The organism is Streptomyces griseorubiginosus (assembly GCF_017614965.1).
GTDB classification, from domain to species: Bacteria; Actinomycetota; Actinomycetes; order Streptomycetales; family Streptomycetaceae; genus Streptomyces; species Streptomyces griseorubiginosus_B.
This window is the reverse complement of sequence record NZ_WVUG01000203.1, coordinates 1-15,946: the sequence shown is the minus strand read 5'-3', so window position 1 is coordinate 15,946 and position 15,946 is coordinate 1. Positions and strand designations below refer to the sequence as shown.

Here is a 15,946-nt window from a genome sequence, read left to right as displayed (position 1 = left end):
CCCCGCCACGATCTCCGTCAGGGCACCCCCGACGCCGCGTCGTTCCCCCGCTCGGCCTGGCTGGCGTGCAGTCGGCGGGCCCTCCAGCAGGCGCCCAATGAGGCGTTCGGGCCGGGAGATCCCGCCGGGCGGATCGAGCTGCGGGAGGCGCTCGCCGAGTATCTGGCACGCGCGCGTGGGGTGCGGACCGAGCCGGGGCGGATCGTGATCTGCTCCGGGTTCGCGCACGCCCTGCGGCTGCTCTTCGGCGGCCGTGTGCTGCGCGGACCGCTCGCCGTGGAGGCGTACGGGCTGCCCTTCCACCGGGAACTGCTCACGGCGGCCGGCGTTCGGACCGTACCGCTGCCGCTGGACGAGGACGGGGCGCGCGTGGACCGGTTGGGGCGTGAGCGGGCCGTGCTGCTCACGCCGGCGCACCAGTTCCCGACCGGTGGGCCGCTGCGTCCGGAGCGGCGCGCGGCCGTGGTCGACTGGGCACGCGCGCGTGGGGGTGTGGTGCTGGAGGACGACTACGACGGGGAGTTCCGCTACGACCGCAGGCCCGTGGGCGCCGTGCAGGGGCTGGACCCGGAGCGGGTGATCCTGCTCGGCTCGGTCAGCAAGAGCCTGTCACCGGCCGTGCGGCTCGGCTGGATGGTGCTCCCGGAGCACTGCGTCGACGGCGTGCTCGCGGCCAAGGGCGAGCGCGAGGCCTGGGCGAGCGTCCTCGACCAGTTGTGCCTCGCCGAGTTCATCTCCAGCGGGGCGTACGACCGTCACGTACGGCGGATGCGGCAGCGGTACCGCGGCCGCCGGGACCGTCTGGTGGCGGCGCTCGCCGAGCACGCGCCGAGGGTCGGCGTCACCGGTGTCGCGGCGGGTCTGCACGCGGTGCTGCGGCTGCCGCCCGGCACCGAGGGCTCCGCCGTCGAGGCCGCCGCCCGGCAGGGCGTCGCCCTCGACGGACTGGCCGCGTTCCGGCACCCGGAGACGGACATGGACGCCGGGGACGGTCTGGTCGTGGGCTATGCGACGCCCCCGGAGCACGCGTACGCGGCGGCCCTGGAAGCACTGTGCCGGGCGCTGCCACCGCACGCGCCCGGCACCTGACCCTGGAAAAGCCAGGGCCCGCGACCCGTCTGGGTCGTATCAGCTGGGGATCTGGCTAGGGATTGCGACCCCTCCGGGTCGGATACGGCTTGCCTGTGTCGATCTCAACCATGATTAACGCACCCATCAATTCAGCACCATCAAGTCAGCACCAACAACGCAGCACCACGTCGGTTCAGTGGCTCACGACAGCAAGAAGTCGGCCTCCCCCGCCTTGGCACCCTCGATGAACGCCGTCATCTCGTCGGTGGTGTAGATCAGCGCCGGGCCGTCCGGGTCGGTGGACTGGCGGACGGCGATCCGGCCGTCGGCGAGCTTCATCGCCTCCAGGCAGTTGCCGCCGTTGCCGCCGCTCCAGGGCTTGTGCCAGCCCTCGCTGCCCAACTCCCGTGCGGGCATGCCGTTGTAGACGTGTTTGCGCGGCTTGATGCGATCCATTCACAGCTCCTTGCGGAGATCCAGGAGGATCTCCTTCGTGCGATGTGCCGTAGCGGCCTGTGCCGCCATGCGGTCCATGACCTCGAGATGGGTGGCCACCTCGGCGCGCGCGTCCAGGTAGACGGCGCCGGTCAGGTACTCGCTGTAGACCATGTCCGGCAGTTCTGACATGGCAAATCGGAACAGCACGAAGGGCCCGAACGTTCCGGGGTGCGGGCCGTTGAGGAACGGCGCGACCTGCAGCGTCACATGGGGCAGCTTCGTGGCCTCGAGCAGTCGGTCGATCTGGGCACGCATCACCTCCGGGCCGCCGACGGGGCGGCGCAGCGCGGTCTCGTCGAACACGGCCCAGAATCGGGGCGCGTCCGGACGGGTGAGCAGTTCCTGGCGTTGTATGCGCAGCGCGACATGGCGCTCGATGTCCTCGGGCTTGGTCTGGCCGATGGCGCCCGACTTGAGAACCCCGCGCGCGTAGTCCTCGGTCTGCAGCAGGCCGGGGAGGAAGTGCGGGTCGTAGGAGCGGATGAGGCTGGCCGCGCCCTCCAGGCTGACGTACATCGAGAACCAGCCCGGCAGGATGTCGTGGAACCGCTGCCACCAGCCGGGCCGGTTGGCCTCCTCGGCCAGTTGTACGAAGGTCTCCGCCTCCTCGTCGGAGACGCCGTAGGACTTCAGCAGCAGCTGGAGGTAGGGGATTTTGAGGGCGACCTCGGCCATCTCCATACGGCGGACCGTGGCGGGGGCGACGCGCAGCACCTTGGCGGCTTCCTCGCGCTTGAGCCCCGCGCGTTCCCGCAGGTCCAACAGGCGTCGGCCGAGGACGACCTGACCGACCGTCGGCGCGGACCGTGGTTCGCTCACGCTCCACCTCCACTGGTCGCCGGGATCCGAAAAGCATGCTGACAGCCATGCGGCGCCATTCGAAGACCTATTCGAAGATCTGTACGGTTCGGTACCGATCTTCGTTGATCTCAACTGGCGCCGCTCGACGTGCTGTTGCGAGCAGTGTGCCACGCCCTTCCACAACGTCACACCGCACTCTGCAAATTTCAGAGTGACACTTGCCAAGTGTTCACGGCGGGGCGATAGTGGCAAGCGTGATTCCGTCCGCGCCCTTAGGAACAGACGCCGCCGAAGGCCGCCCCCACAGCCTCGGTGCCGCCGCAGGGGCAGGCCCCGCCGGGGCCGCTGCCGAGCGCCGGTTCCGGTTCGAGCTGGCCGCGCATCCGGGTTCTCCCGCGCAGGCCAGACACCTGACCAAGGCCCGGCTGAACGGCTGGTCGGTGTGCGAGGACATCTGTGACACGGCCGCCCTGGTGGTCACCGAGCTGGTCACCAACGCACTGGTCCACACCGCGAGCCGCCACATCGTGTGCGAGCTGCACGACGGGACGGACCTGGTGCGGATAGCCGTGCGTGACGAGGGCTGTGCGCCGGGTGCGCCCCACCCGTCGCGGGCTCGGCCCGAGGAGGAGCACGGGAGGGGGTTGCTTCTCATCGACGCCCTCTGTCACGCATGGGGAGCACACGAACACGGACCCGGCCTGCTGGTCTGGGCGGAGCTGCCGCGCCAGGCGGACGAGCCGCGGCACGACTGCGGGCCGTGCACACGTCAGAGCCGCGAGGCGCACGAGCCCTGCAACGACCTGGGCTGGGGGGCCCGCCCCAAGCCGGGACCGGCCGGCGGCTCGGGGGACGAGGACGAGCCGGACGCGCGCCACGGTACGCAGGGGACGGGGATCACATGGGGCTGAGGGCCGCGTCCGGCCGCCGGGTGCTGAACCTGGACACGCTGGTCCGCCTCGAACGCGGGCAGCACGCCTCGGGCACGCCCCGGCGACTGCCCGTACCGGACGGGATGACGGCTCCCCTGGGATGCGACGCGGTGGCGGTGCCGGCCCGTTTCGGCCCGCTGGTGCTGCCCCGGCTGCCACGCGTGGGGTGCGTCTACGCCGATGAGGCGCACTGGTGGTGGCTCGTCCCGTCCGACTCCGACTACGCCCTGGAGTGGCCAGCCCCCGCCCAGTACGCCGCCGGGGCGGTTGTTCCGGACGCCCCGGCGGTCCCCGGCCTGATCCACAAGCCGGACGGCACACTCCCCTACACCCCGCCCATCCCCCTGTACCTGGCGGTGTGCCGGGTGACCGGGACGACGCCCACCTGGTCACGTCCCGTGACCGCGTAGCCGCGACGGCACCGTGGTTGCGTAAACATCGGGCCGCTCGGGTGGCGTACGCCCGCGCGCTTCCCCTTCTTCCTCCTGCGCCCTGCCCGCCGGGCCGTGAGCCCGCGATAGTGGCCGTTCGGCGGCGTGCCAGGCGGATCGGGGGAGGCCGGCGGTGGGGAAGAAACGTGAGGCGGCCGGTGTCGGGGTCTCCGAGTCGGAGCAACTGCTCTTCGGCGGCCCGCTCCGTTACGACATGGGCTGGAACCAGCACCGGGACGCGTTCCTGGAGCTGAACTTCCGGGCCATGGTGACGCGGCTGCCGGCCCTGCTCGGCTCCAGCTTCGGGCTGGCCTGGCGAGCCGACCCCCGGGCGGCGCGGATCGTGCTGGCCGCCGAGGCGGGCCGGGGCGCCACCCAGGCGGTGAGCCTGCTCGCCGTCAACAGCGTGCTGGGGCGGCTGATCACCGGCGGGGCGATCGCGGACCGGCTGCGCGGTGCCGTACCGGTGCTGACGGCCATGGCCGCCGTCATGCTGGTCGGGACGCTGCTGCGGGCCGCGTCGACGTATGCGACCGGGCGGCTCGAGCCCAAGGTGGAACGGGTGGCCACCGAGCTCTACCTGGAGCGGGCTGCGGCCGTGGAGCTGGCCGCGATCGAGGACCACGCCTTCCACAAGCTGCTGGACACCGCGCAGTACGGCGCCGGATCCGCACGGCGGATGATCTCGTACGCCACCCGGGCGATCAACGCGCTGATCTCGCTGATCGCGGCCGCGGGCGTGCTGACCGTGCTGCATCCGGCGCTGCTTCCGCTGCTGGTGACGATGACCCTGCCCAGCGCGTGGGGCGCGCTGACCAACGCGCGGCGGCACTACGAGTCCTGGCACACCTGGGTGCAGCACGCCCGGGCCGGACAGCTGATCAGCGGACTGCTCACCGAGCCCGCGGCGGCTCCCGAGATCCGGGTGCACGGCGTCGGACCGTTCCTGCTGCGCCATTTCCGGGCCATGTCGGAGACCGCGGAGACCGAGCAGGCCCGGCTGGCCCGGCTGGCGGCGCGCACCGGGCTGATCGCGGCGGCCTGGACGGGGCTCGCGACCGTGGCGACGTACGCGACGCTCGTCGGCCTGCTGCTCGGTGGGGCGATGGCGCTGTCGGTGGCGGGCACCGCGGTGATCGCGATCCGGACCGGGTCGGCGAGCCTGGACAACATGGTCCTGGCGGTCAATTCGCTCCACGAGGAGGCTTTGTTCGTCGGTGACATGCAGAAGCTGTACGTCGAGGCGGCCGAACGGGCGATCCCGGTCGGCGGCGACCCGCTGCCGGAGGACCCCCGGGAGATCCGCTTCGAGAACGTCACCTTCCGCTACCCGGGTGAGTCGGCCCGTCCCGCCCTCGACGACGTCACCCTGACCCTGCCCCTCGGCCGCATCGTGGCGCTGGTCGGGGAGAACGGCTCCGGCAAGACGACCCTGGTCAAGCTGCTGGCGGGCCTGTACACCCCGGACTCGGGCCGGATCCTGTGGGACGGCGTGGACACGGCGACCGCGGACCGGCACCAGCTCGCCGAGCGGATCGCGATGGTGGCCCAGGACTTCAAGCGCTGGCCGTTCACGGCACGGGTCAACGTGGCCATCGGCCGCTCCGCCGCGCCGCTGACCGAGGAACGCCTGGCGGCCTCGCTCGCCGAGGCCGGGGCCGAGGAGGTGGTGGCCGATCTGCCGCGCGGCCTGGACACCCTGCTCGCCCGCAACTTCAGCGGCGGGCACGAGCTGTCCGGCGGTCAGTGGCAGCGGCTCGGGATCGCGCGGGCGGCCTACCGGCGTGGCCGGATCCTGGTGGTGGACGAGCCGACGGCGGCACTGGACGCACGGGCCGAGCTGGAGGTCTTCGAGAAGATCCGCGCCCTGGCCTCCGCCGGGCAGACGGTGATCCTCATCACCCACCGGCTGGCGTCCGTCCGCCACGCGGACCTGGTGCACGTCCTGGACCAGGGCCGGCTCGCGGAGTCCGGCACCCCGGAGGAACTGCTGGCCGGTGGGGGCATCTACGCGGAGCTGTACTCGCTCCAGGCGGAACAGTTCAGGGCGCCGGTGCCCGCCCCGAAGGCGGGCTGACGCCTCTCAGGCGACCGCGTCGGCGGCCGTGTCCCCGCGCACGATCACCAGGAACGTGTCCGTCGCGAGGTCCATGACGACCTCGGCGGGCAGTCCTTCCAGTCGTCGCGCATGCGCGAACTCCTCCGCCGGCCACGAGCCTCGCGGCCCACCTGCGGGAAAGCGTTCGAGCACTGTTCGCCCGTTCACCATCTCGCACCTCCAGAAAGCGTTGTACTTGTAGGAGTTAACGCCCTGGCGGTCGAGAAAGCCTCGCTCAGTTGCTGGACTGAGACGTAGTTGACACTAGTTCAACGCGGAGTGTGAGGATCCGGTCACTTTACGGCGATCTCGTTAACTTTTTGTGTCAGTCCTCGTACTCATCGTGATAACGAACGGGGATCTCCTGCCGGCCCAGCGCGGTCAGGTCCATGAACGTCGCGGTCGGGCCGAGCCCGTCGAGCCCTCGTTCGAAGGTGGAGTAGGTGTGGAAGACCCGCTCGCCGTCCCGCAGGAAACAGCTGACGCCGGGCCGCTCCACCCACTCCCCCTCGCGCTCCAGGGTGACGTCGAAGTCGTGGTTGAAGTCACTGCCGTACGAGGAGTACCAGGGCACCGTCCATCCCATCCGCGCCTTGAACGGCAGGCTCCTCGTGAACGGCGCCCGGGAGACGGCCGCGAAGGCGGTCCCCTGCGCCCTGAGATGTGCCAGATGCCCGATCTGGTCCAGGAAGGCCGAGCAGCGGGGGCAGCCCACGTCCCACTCGGGGGCGAACATGAAGTGGTATACGACCAGCTGCGGCCGCCCCTCGAACAGGTCGGGCAGGAGGGCCTTGCCGTCGCCGCCCTCGAAGACGTACTCCTTGTCCACCTCGACCATGGGCAGCCGCCGTCGCTCGGCGCTGAGGGCGTCACGCGCGCGCATGGCGGCCTCCTCCTTGACGAGCAACTCCTCGCGCGCCGCGCGCCACTGCTCGCGCGAGACGATCTCCGGAAGCGACATGGCCCCTCCTGCTGCAACGGTCCGTTGCCAGAGGTGACCGACGGCGAGGGCGGAACTCATCGCGCCCCCGGACTTTTTCTCAGGATTTCTTCCGCCCGTACGTCACCGGGAGCGCGACCAGGCCGCGGGCGCGCAGCGAGCGGCGCCACCGGAGCTCGCCGTCGGCGAGGACGAGTACCGGGAACCGTTCCAGCAGGGCGGCCACCGCGATCTCGGTCTCGGCGCGGGCCAGGGGTGCGCCCAGGCAGTAGTGGATGCCGTGGCCGAGGGCGAGGTGGCCGGAGGTGTCGCGGGCGAGGTCGAGGCGGTCGGGGTCGGGAAAGCGCGCGGGGTCGCGGTTGGCGGAGGCGAGGGAGACCCAGACGGTCTCGCCGGCGGGGACGGTGACGCCGGCGATGGTGACGTCCTCGACGGGGAAGCGCCGGATGGCGAGGGATCCGGGGGTCTCGAACCGGGCGAACTCCTCGACGGCGCCGACGACTTGACCGGGGTCCCGGCGCAGGGCGGCCAGTTGGTCCGGGTGCTGCAGCAGGGCGAGCACGGCGTTGCCGATGAGCTGGACCGTGTTCTCGTACCCGGCGAAGAGGATGAGGAAGGCGAGCGACATCAACTCGTCCTCGCTGAGCCGGTCGCCCTCCTCGCGCACGGCGATCAGGTCGGACAGCAGGTCGTCGGCGGGCTCGGCGCGCTTGTCGGCGAGCAGCCGGGTGAAGAAGCCGAGCATCGCCACCACCGCCTCCTTCGCGGCCCCGGGGTGCGCGGGGTCCGGTGCGATGAGGGTGTCGGTCCACTCCCGGAAGTCCCGCCGGGCGCCCTCCGGTATGCCGAGCAGGTCACTGATGACGGTGATGGGGAGGGGCGCGGCGTAGGCGGCGACGAGATCGGCGGTGCCCTCCGCGCCCAGGGCGTCGAGGAGAAGGTCCGCGGTCTCCCGGATCGGGGCCCGCAGCCGCTCGATCCGACGCGGGGTGAAGGCCCGGCCGACCAGGCGCCGGACCCGGGTGTGGTCCGGCGGATCCATGTTCAGAAGGTTGGCGTCGAGTGCCGGCGGCAAGGAGAACCCCTGGTACGTCCCCGCCGTGGCATGCCGCTTGTCCAGCGACAGCCGGGGGTCCGCGAGCGCCGCCCGCGCGTCCTCGTACCGGGTGACGAGCCAGGCGGGCGTCCCGTCGGGCCCGGTGATCCGATGCACGGGCGCGGTCTCCCGCAGCCGCCGGTAGACGTCGTAAGGATGCTCGAGGAGGCCGTCGGCGGGGTCCATGGGGCCACCCTAGGAGATCACTCGCCCCACCGTCTTCGGGCGAGCGCGAGACAGACGGTCAGCGCTGGTCGGAACCGCGACCGGATGTCAGGTCTTGTAGTCCTGGATGCGGCGGCCGTGGCCGCGGTCGAGGAGTGCCGGCAGCCGTTCCCCCAACTCCCGTACCACTGGCGGCACATCGACGGTGAGCAGTTCCCGGTCCCGCATCAGGACCCGGCCGTCGACGATCGTCGTGCGGACGTCCGAGGAGCGGGCGCTGTGGACGAGGGTGGCCGCCAGGTCGTGGACGGGCTGGGTGTGCGGCCCGGTGAGGTCGACGAGGACGATGTCCGCGCGGCGGCCGGGGGCGAGGGTGCCGAGGACGTCGCCCCGACCGATCGCCCGGGCGCTCTGGAGCGTCGCGTGGTGCAGGGCCTGACGGGATGTCAGCCAGCGCGGGTCGCCCGTGGACGACTTCTGGACGAGGGCGGTCAGGGCCATCGACTCCCACACGTCGAGGGAGTTGTTGGAGGCGGCGCCGTCCGTGGCGAGTCCGACGGGAATCCCGAGGTCGTACAGCGCGCGGACGGGTGTGGTGGTGGGCCAGGCGAACCTGAGGTAGCCACGGGGCGCGGTGGCGACGGACACCCGGCCGCGGGCGCGTTCCAGGACGGGCAGGTCGCCCTCCACGATGCCGGTGCCGTGCGCGATCAGGACGTCCGTGTCGAGGATGCCGGTGCGTTCGAGGACCTCGATCGGGGTGACGCCGTGGCGTCGGAGGCTGACCTCGGTCTGGTCACGGTTCTCGGCGGCGTGCAGGTGCACGGGCAGACCGTGCTCGCGGGCGAGTTCCGCGGTGGCGGCGAGGTCGGCGTCGTCGACGGTGTAGGGGGCGTGCGGGGCGAGCGCCGTGGTGATGCGGCCATCGCCACCGCCCCGGTTCCGCAGCGCGAACTCCAGTGACCTCTCCCGGCCTTGGGGCCCCTGCGAGGAGAAGTACGCCTCCCCCAGATGCGCCCGCATCCCGCACTCCTCGACCACGGCGGCCACCGCGTCCATGGCGAAGTAGTGGTCGGCGAAGCAGGTCACCCCGGCCCGGATCATCTCCGCGCAGGCGAGCCGCGCCCCCAACTCCACGTCCTTCTCGGTGAGGTTGGACTCGACCGGCCAGACGACGTCGTTGAACCACTCCTCGGTCGGCAGGTCCTCGGCGGCTCCGCGCAGCGCGACCATCGGCGCGTGCGTGTGACAGTTGATCAGCCCGGGCATGGCGACCTGTCCGCGCGCGTCGATGCGCTCGGCGGCGGCCAGCACCGCCGCGTCCACGGCCGTCGTCACGGCCTCGACGACACCGCCACGGACGACCACGGCCGCGTCCTCCCGGAACCCGATCCGCTCTTGATCGTCGTGCACGAGGACCGTACATCCGGTGATGATGAGGTCGGCGGCAGATTCGGTCATCCCGCCAACGTATGCCGCGGTCCTCGCCCCGCGTGAGCCGAACCGCGCATCCTGTCGTCGCCGTGTTCGGGAAACGCCCGGCCCGGCACCCTGGTCCCAAGCTCGCCCGACGGCTCTGGAAAGGAGCCCGGCATGCTCTTCGGCACCTGGAATCTCGAGAATCTCTTCCTGCCCGGTACCCCCTCGGGGCCCAAGGACAAGGCCGCCTACGAGACCAAGCTCGCCGCCCTCGCCGCGGTGATCACCGACCTCGACCCGGCGCTGCTCGGCGTGCAGGAGGTCGGCGATCCACAGGCGCTTCAGGACCTGCTCGGCATGGTGGGCGGCGACTGGCACACCGAGCTCTCGCAGCACCCCGACCACCGGGGCATCCGGGTCGGCTTCGTCAGCCGTACGCCGCTGCGGGTGCTGTCCGACACGAACGCCTTCCCGGCGAAACTGCGTCCCGTGCAGGAGGACGACTTCGGCACCGAGGTCTCGGCGGCGGGACGCGGTTTCCTGGCCGTGGAGGTGACCACGGACGCCGGTCCGCTGCGGGTGGCCGTGGCCCACCTGAAGTCGAAACTGCTGTCCTATCCGCCGGGGAATCGTTTCTTCCCCCACGACGAGGGCGAACGCGCCCGTTACGGCGCCTACGCCCTGCACCGCCGCGCCGCCGAGGCCACCACCCTGCGCGCCCTCGCCGACGAACTGCTGGCCGGCGACGGACGCGAGCGGGACGTGGCCGTACTCGGCGACATGAACGACGAGGTGCAGGCCGCGACCACGCAGATCCTGCTCGGCCCGCCCGGCTCCGAGATCGGCACGCCGGGTTACGACCGTCCCGACCGGGGCGACGCCGAGCGGCTGTGGGACGTGGCACCGCTGATACCCGCCGCGCAGCGCTACTCCCGGATCGACTCGGGGCGGCGCGAGCTGATCGACCACATCCTGGTCAGCCACCGTCTGGTGCACCGCGTGACGGCGGCCGGCACGGGCATGCCCGGCGAGGACACCCCGCGCCTGCCGTCGGTGGGCCCGGACCCGGCGGGGCGGCGCGGCCAACCGGGTTCGGATCACGCGCCGGTGTGGGTGCGGGTCGGCTGACGACCGGGGTCAGCGACCGTGGTGCTGGTTCAGGTGGGCCAGCAGCAGGTTCGGGTCCTTCATGGTGAAGTACGCGGCGCTGGGCACGTAGACCAGCCGGTCGCGCACGGCCACGGAGGTCGGGTTGGACAGTCCCTCCCGCCGGGTCAGCACGATGGTGTGGCTGCCGTCGGGCCGGACCAGGGCTACCTCGCTGTCGGTGTTCAGCGCGGCGAGGAGGGTGTCCCCGCGCCGTCCGACGAAGCCGAAGTCGTCGATGCCGTCGAGTCCGGTCGCCCGTGTCTCGATCCGGCCCGCCGAGCCGTCCGGGCGGACGGGGATGCGCAGCAGCGAACCGCGGTCGGTGTTGGACACCCATACGGCGTCGTGGTGGACCTTGAGGCCGTTGACGCCGAAGCCGCTTCCGCCCGGCACCGGGTCGAGCGCGGTCCCGCGTGCCCACGCGACCGGCCTGCCGCCCTCCTGCGGCACACGCCAGACCGTTCCGAGCACCGAGTCGGCGGCGTAGAGCACACCGCGACGCTCGTCGAGCGCGAGACCGTTGGGCAGCCCGTCCTCGGGCAGCCTCGCGATCTGCACGGGCCGGCTGCCGTCGGGGGCGATGCGCCAGATGCCCGTCCTGCTGGTGCCGGTCGCGTAGTTGACGTACAGCGTGCCGTCGTGGGCGCGGGCGATGCCGAGCACGATGGCCGCCTGGACGATGGGCGTGTTCGGGTGGGCCTCGGCGGGCAGCGTGGCGAGGATCCGGGTGTCGCCGTGCCGCGTGACGTTGGCGACCTGCCGGGCGAAGGCGAAGGTAAGGTCGGCCGACCCGTCGGGTTCCAGGGCGATGTTCTCGGGGGTCTGCCCGGCGGCGAAGTCGAAGTGGGCGACGATCCGCGGATGGGACAGGGTCGGTCCGGGACCGGGCGAGGGGGCCGCGGCGAGCGCGCCGAGGGCGAGGGCGGCCGTGGCGACACCGGCCAGCTGCGGGAATCGGGGCATGGTCTCTCCTGGTACGAGGCAGGCGGCACCGGATGCGGCGCCAGACGCAGCGTGCGCGGCGCCGCGCGGCACCGCCGGCTGCCCCGGCCGGGAGATCGCCCGACCGGCCGATGCCCTGTGGGCCGCTTGCCCCAGTGGCCCAGTCTCGCGGCGACCGTGAGTCCCCGACCCGCGGCGGAGGTGCCCGGCGCTACCCGGCCAAGGGCAGTCCGGACAGCCGTACTCCACTCCGCTGCCGCCTCAACTCCTCAAGCAGGGACGTCAGTTGCCGCACATCGCGGGGTGAGAGCCGACCGGAGTCGTCCAGGTGGACGGCGCAGGCGGTGGTGGCGTCCACGAGTCGTTCGAGGGTGGCGACGACGGTGTCCGCACCCTCCGAGTGCCGGGCGAGCGGCGGAAGTTCGGCGGCGGCCAGGGCGATCGCGGTACGGGCCTCGGCGAGCCGCCGGTAGGCCTCGCGGCGCAGGGCCCACCGCACGGCACGGTCGTCGGGCACGCCCCCGCCGAGCCCGCTCGGCGGGGGCTCGCTCAGCACGTGCCCGAGGTAGGCCTGCGCGGCCGCACCCGCCGCAGCGAGCCGGGACCGTACTCCCCCGCCCCGCTGCCCCGGCATCGGCAGATGACCGACGACCAGCACGATCGCGCAGGCCAGCAGCGTCTCCCCGATCCGGCTGAGGGAGGCCTGGGGCTCCCCGCCGACCATGACGAGGGCGAGGACGAGCACGGTCACGACGGCGGTCTGCGCGGCGAAGTGCCGGGTGGAGACGGGGATCAGCGCGCCGCTCACCGCCACCAGCAGGATCAGCCCCTCCGGCCGGGGCAGCACGGCGGCGAACCCGGCGAAGACCAACGCGCCGAGCACGGTCCCGGCGGCCCGGCACAGGACCCGGGAGACCAGCGGCCCGAGGTCCGGCTTGACCAGGAACACGGCGGTGGCCGGGAGCCAGTACCAGTGGGAGTGCTGCCCGTACCAGCGGGCGTGATGCAGATACTGCGCGACGGCGGCGCTGGCCCCGAAGCAGATCGCGACCCGCAGCCCGTACTCCCGCCCACCGGCCCCGAGGACGAGCCGCAGCACACTCGCGGCGGTCCGCCCGCGGGTGGGCGGATCACCGGCGCTCCCCCGGTCGAAGGCGTCGGCGGCGTGCAGCAGGGCGTCGTCGAGTGCGCGCAGCGCGGGAGCGGACCGGTGGGGCGCGGGCAGCGGACCGGTGGGCGTGTTCTTCCGTACGGCGGCGGCGAGCCGTCGTGGCCCCTCGGACGTCCGCCCGCCGACCGCCTCCCCGGCCCACGCGAGCGCGGTCGCCGCCTCGGCGAGCGGCAGCGCGGCGGCGTACTGGGCGTGCAGTCGCCGTTCGGCAGCGGAGGAGGCGTACCGCCGCAGCCGGGGCCCGGAGAGGGCGTCCTGCGCGTGGTCGAGGGCGGCGGTGAGCGCCTCCCGCCGTGCGACGGCTTCCGCGCTCCCCACGGCGTCGAGCAGGTCCGCGACGGCGTCGTACACGGCGGCGACGGCGTCCCGCTCCCCGTCGAACCGGAAGTCACCGGCGGTGGCGCCGGGCGTGGGCAGCGCCAGCCGCAGCGCGAGCAGCCATCCGGCGCCGCCGAGGTAGGCGAGGGCCCGGAGCCACCCGGGCGCGGGCCCCGGCATCCCGGCCCCGATGGCGGAGCCGACCAGCAGCTGGGTCCCGGCACCGGAGGCGACGGGGCCGACGGCACTGATGCCACCGGCGACGAGCCCGACGCAGGTGAGAAGCAGCGTCAGGGCGACGGCACCGAGGTGCTGCCCGCCGTACGTGCCGACGAGCAGCCCGCCGCCGCCCGCGAGCGCGGGCACACCGATCCGCTTGACGGACACCCGCCGACTGCCCGGGCGGTCGTTGATGCCGGCGAGCATGGCGGCGATCGCGGCGATGACACCGAGTTGGGTGCGGTCGGCGAGCACGGCGAGAAGCAGCAGCGGCCCGGCGGACAGCGCACCCCGGGCCACCGCACTCCACGGCACGGGACCGCCTTGAGCACGAAAGGCATGGGCCAGCCAAGGAGGCAGAGCGACGGACGTACGGGACACAGGGCTCCTGTCCGGACGAGGGCGGGTTGCGCCTTCGGGCGACGGTGGCCGGGGGCGGGGTGGTGTCCACGGTAGATCGGCTAGCTGGAACGAACGGGACGATTGTGTTTCCGAGGGGTGACGGTCGGCGCCGGAGCCGCGTTCTTTATGAACGCAATTGCGTGGTGAACGCGAGCGGACCCGAGGGCGTAGCCTGCCCCCGGGTCCTGTGATGCCGTCCAACTGCCCACACCGGCACGCTTGAGGGACCAGGTCAGTCGTGATGTCGTCGCGTCCTGCCTTTGGACCACCGCACATCGAGCTGTGCGGACCGGACTTGAACCGGCATTTCGACGCCCTGGGGCCTGGGCCCGGTCGATCCGGCGATCGACGGCGAATGCTGAGTCTGGAGCGAGAGTCTGAGATTGATCGCGGTCTGCCTCTGCCGGTTGGGCTACCGCGGCAGGAACATCGCACGTGGATGCCGCGGGGAGGGTGCCAGCGGCCGGCGGCGGAGGCGCGGAGCTTGTCGGGATACGCGGCGGGGCGCCGCAGTTCACCGCGGAGCACCCGGTTGATCGCCAGTTCCGCGACGACCAGGTAGCTCGGAATCCCCGCGAGGTGGAACAGCAGCGGCTCCACCCGGAACCGCCCCCCCTCCTCCGCCTCGGCCATCTCGTGTTCCACCACGTCGAGATCGCGGTAGTGGACGTCGACGCGCCGCCCGTCGACGGTCAGCCACGCGCCACCGTTGAACACACCGCCACCCCAGCCGCCGACCTCCGAGACCTCGCCCTCCCAGCCGAGGGCGCGGAGGTCGTCGGGGTCGAAGGGGCCCCGGTAGTAGATCGCCAGGTCCCAGTCGCTGTCGGGCCTGTGGGTCCCCTGGGCGCGGGAACCGCCCAGGGCGACGGCCTGGACCGTCGGAAGGGCGGCGAGGCTGTCGACGGTGGAGTCGAGGAAGGCGGAGTCGGTGAGGGCGGGCATGAAAGCAAGGCTGGCGGGTGGGGATGCGGATGTCGAACAAAAAACAGATGCGGAGCCCGGCCGCGGACCGGACCATCGGTGAGTCGTCCAACCTCGCCGCACCGCCACCCGCGTTCTCTTCGCCACCCACCTCAACACCAGGAGTCGCCCCCGTGATCCGACGTGTCACCGTCCCCGGGCTCTTTCCGCCGCCCCGTTACTCCCACGCCTCCGTCGTCGAGGCGGGCACGCGGCTCGCGTTCCTCGCCGGGGCCGTGCCGCTCGATGCGGAGGGGACGTTGGTCGGTGAGGGGGACCCCGTGCGGCAGGCCGGGCAGGTGCTGGTGAATCTGGCGGAGCAACTGCGCGCGGTCGGGTCCGACCTGGCGCATGTCGTGGCCACGGACGTGTACGTCGTCGCCGCCGAGCCCGCCGTACTGTCCGCCGTCTGGGACGTCGTCGAGGCGTCCGGGCTCAGTACGGGGCCGCACTCCTCGACACTGATCGGCGTGGCCTGCCTCGGGTACACCGGGCAACTCGTGGAGATCACCGCGACCGCCGTCGTGCCGGACGGGGACGACCGCCCGTGACCCGCGCCGAACCATCCCGCCCCCTCGACGCCGACGTCGTCCTGCGGCGCGCCGCCGCCGCGGACGCCCGTGCCGCGGCCGACGTCTGGCTGTCCTCCTTCGCCGCCGCGCTGCCGACCGTCGTCAGCCCTCGGTCCCCCGACGAGGTGCGCGGCCACTTCCGGGACGTCGTGGTGCCCTTCCGGGAGACCTGGGTCGCGGACGCCGAGGACGGGCACGGGATCGTCGGGGTCATGGTGCTCGCCGACGACGAGCTGTCCCAGCTCTATCTCGCCCCCGACTGGCGTGGACGCGGCCTCGGAGACCGGTTCGTCTCGCTCGCCAAGGAGCGCAGTCCGCTGGGGCTCACCCTGTGGACCTTCCAGGTCAACAGGCCCGCCCACCGGTTCTACGAGCGCCACGGCTTCGTCGCCGTCGAGTACACGGACGGCGGCGGCAACGAGGAGCGGGAGCCGGATGTCCGGTACCTGTGGCGCCCCTGATCCGAGGCGCACAGCCCCGCACCCGGCCCCCGCCGGAAGTGCAGCCTCCTACTCCTCCTCACCTCCCGCCGAGCCGGCCGAGGGCAGTCGCTCCCGGATCTCGTCCATGACCGTCGAGTCCGTCAGTGTCGTGACGTCACCGAGGTCCCGTTTCTCGGCGACGTCCCGCAGCAGGCGGCGCATGATCTTGCCGGAGCGGGTCTTGGGCAGTTCGGCGACCACCAGGATCTGCCGCGGCCGGGCGATCGGACCGATCTCCTTGGCGACATGGGCGCGCAGCTCGGCCGCCACCTCCTCC

General features: G+C 72.4%; 16 protein-coding genes and 1 pseudogene. 7 read left to right on the top strand and 10 right to left on the bottom strand.

Translation table 11 applies throughout. The features are described from left to right. On the top strand, nt 1–1,089 hold a 1,089-nt coding region (locus GRC12_RS30055; protein ID WP_244373967.1), incomplete at its 5' end, for an aminotransferase-like domain-containing protein. A gap of 183 nt (nt 1,090–1,272) precedes the next feature. Here GRC12_RS30055 and GRC12_RS30050 read toward each other — a convergent pair. Together GRC12_RS30050 and GRC12_RS30045 are read right to left on the bottom strand one after the other, a co-directional pair. Further along, entirely contained in the window at nt 1,273–1,527 is a 255-nt protein-coding gene (locus GRC12_RS30050; RefSeq protein WP_058925966.1) for a DUF397 domain-containing protein, read from the bottom strand. Continuing rightward, nucleotides 1,528–2,388 carry a helix-turn-helix domain-containing protein gene (locus GRC12_RS30045; RefSeq protein ID WP_208782687.1) on the bottom strand — a complete coding sequence of 287 codons (861 nt, stop codon included), beginning with the start codon at nt 2,386–2,388 and terminating at the stop codon, nt 1,528–1,530. 227 nt (nt 2,389–2,615) lie between these two features. Here GRC12_RS30045 and GRC12_RS30040 point away from each other — a divergent pair, with 227 nt between their 5' ends. The 3 genes from GRC12_RS30040 (at nt 2,616) to GRC12_RS30030 (ending at nt 5,810) form a co-directional block, all read left to right on the top strand. Continuing rightward, the gene (locus GRC12_RS30040; RefSeq protein WP_208782686.1) at nt 2,616–3,281 is read left to right on the top strand and encodes an ATP-binding protein; all 666 of its coding nucleotides are present in this window, start codon (nt 2,616–2,618) and stop codon (nt 3,279–3,281) included. Next, entirely contained in the window at nt 3,272–3,712 is a 441-nt protein-coding gene (locus GRC12_RS30035) for a hypothetical protein (RefSeq protein WP_208782685.1), read from the top strand. Before GRC12_RS30040 ends, GRC12_RS30035 begins: the two co-directional genes overlap by 10 nt. 154 nt (nt 3,713–3,866) lie before the next feature. Then, nucleotides 3,867–5,810, top strand: a complete 1,944-nt coding sequence (locus tag GRC12_RS30030; protein ID WP_439959911.1) for an ABC transporter ATP-binding protein — start codon at nt 3,867–3,869, stop codon at nt 5,808–5,810. A gap of 6 nt (nt 5,811–5,816) precedes the next feature. On the opposite strand, the gene GRC12_RS30025 is transcribed toward GRC12_RS30030, so the two are convergent. From GRC12_RS30025 to GRC12_RS30010, 4 genes are all read right to left on the bottom strand, one after another. Further along, a complete protein-coding gene (locus tag GRC12_RS30025; RefSeq protein WP_207929725.1) occupies nt 5,817–6,002 on the bottom strand; it encodes a hypothetical protein in 186 nt (61 codons plus the stop codon). Between the two features lie 154 nt (nt 6,003–6,156). Beyond that, nucleotides 6,157–6,792 carry a DUF899 domain-containing protein gene (locus GRC12_RS30020; RefSeq protein ID WP_208782684.1) on the bottom strand — a complete coding sequence of 212 codons (636 nt, stop codon included), beginning with the start codon at nt 6,790–6,792 and terminating at the stop codon, nt 6,157–6,159. A gap of 79 nt (nt 6,793–6,871) precedes the next feature. Beyond that, complete coding sequence (locus GRC12_RS30015; protein WP_208782683.1) at nt 6,872–8,053, bottom strand: cytochrome P450 family protein; 1,182 nt, start codon at nt 8,051–8,053, stop codon at nt 6,872–6,874. An 87-nt stretch (nt 8,054–8,140) separates the two neighbouring features. After that, the gene (locus GRC12_RS30010) at nt 8,141–9,493 is read right to left on the bottom strand and encodes an amidohydrolase (RefSeq protein ID WP_208782682.1); all 1,353 of its coding nucleotides are present in this window, start codon (nt 9,491–9,493) and stop codon (nt 8,141–8,143) included. Between the two features lie 132 nt (nt 9,494–9,625). Here GRC12_RS30010 and GRC12_RS30005 point away from each other — a divergent pair, with 132 nt between their 5' ends. Further along, nucleotides 9,626–10,579 carry an endonuclease/exonuclease/phosphatase family protein gene (locus tag GRC12_RS30005; protein WP_208782681.1) on the top strand — a complete coding sequence of 318 codons (954 nt, stop codon included), beginning with the start codon at nt 9,626–9,628 and terminating at the stop codon, nt 10,577–10,579. Between the two features lie 9 nt (nt 10,580–10,588). Here GRC12_RS30005 and GRC12_RS30000 read toward each other — a convergent pair whose 3' ends face one another. From GRC12_RS30000 to GRC12_RS29990, 3 genes and pseudogenes are all read right to left on the bottom strand, one after another. Beyond that, nucleotides 10,589–11,563: a hypothetical protein gene (locus GRC12_RS30000; protein ID WP_208782680.1), complete on the bottom strand. Its 975-nt coding sequence runs from the start codon at nt 11,561–11,563 to the stop codon at nt 10,589–10,591. Between the two features lie 190 nt (nt 11,564–11,753). After that, the gene (locus GRC12_RS29995; protein WP_208782689.1) at nt 11,754–13,631 is read right to left on the bottom strand and encodes an FUSC family protein; all 1,878 of its coding nucleotides are present in this window, start codon (nt 13,629–13,631) and stop codon (nt 11,754–11,756) included. Nucleotides 13,632–14,105: 474 nt separating this feature from the next. Then, nucleotides 14,106–14,597 (bottom strand): annotated as a pseudogene (locus tag GRC12_RS29990) (nucleotidyltransferase domain-containing protein); the annotation flags it as partial. A gap of 152 nt (nt 14,598–14,749) precedes the next feature. Between GRC12_RS29990 and GRC12_RS29985 the strand changes: the two are divergent. Together GRC12_RS29985 and GRC12_RS29980 are read left to right on the top strand one after the other, a co-directional pair. Continuing rightward, nucleotides 14,750–15,166 carry a RidA family protein gene (locus GRC12_RS29985; RefSeq protein ID WP_208782679.1) on the top strand — a complete coding sequence of 139 codons (417 nt, stop codon included), beginning with the start codon at nt 14,750–14,752 and terminating at the stop codon, nt 15,164–15,166. Continuing rightward, nucleotides 15,163–15,648 (top strand): GNAT family N-acetyltransferase, encoded by a 486-nt coding sequence (locus GRC12_RS29980; protein WP_308286670.1) that lies wholly within the window; start codon nt 15,163–15,165, stop codon nt 15,646–15,648. Before GRC12_RS29985 ends, GRC12_RS29980 begins: the two co-directional genes overlap by 4 nt. A 48-nt stretch (nt 15,649–15,696) precedes the next feature. On the opposite strand, the gene GRC12_RS29975 is transcribed toward GRC12_RS29980, so the two are convergent. Beyond that, nucleotides 15,697–15,946: AMP-binding enzyme (locus GRC12_RS29975; RefSeq protein ID WP_439959910.1), on the bottom strand; the 250-nt coding region annotated here is incomplete at its 5' end.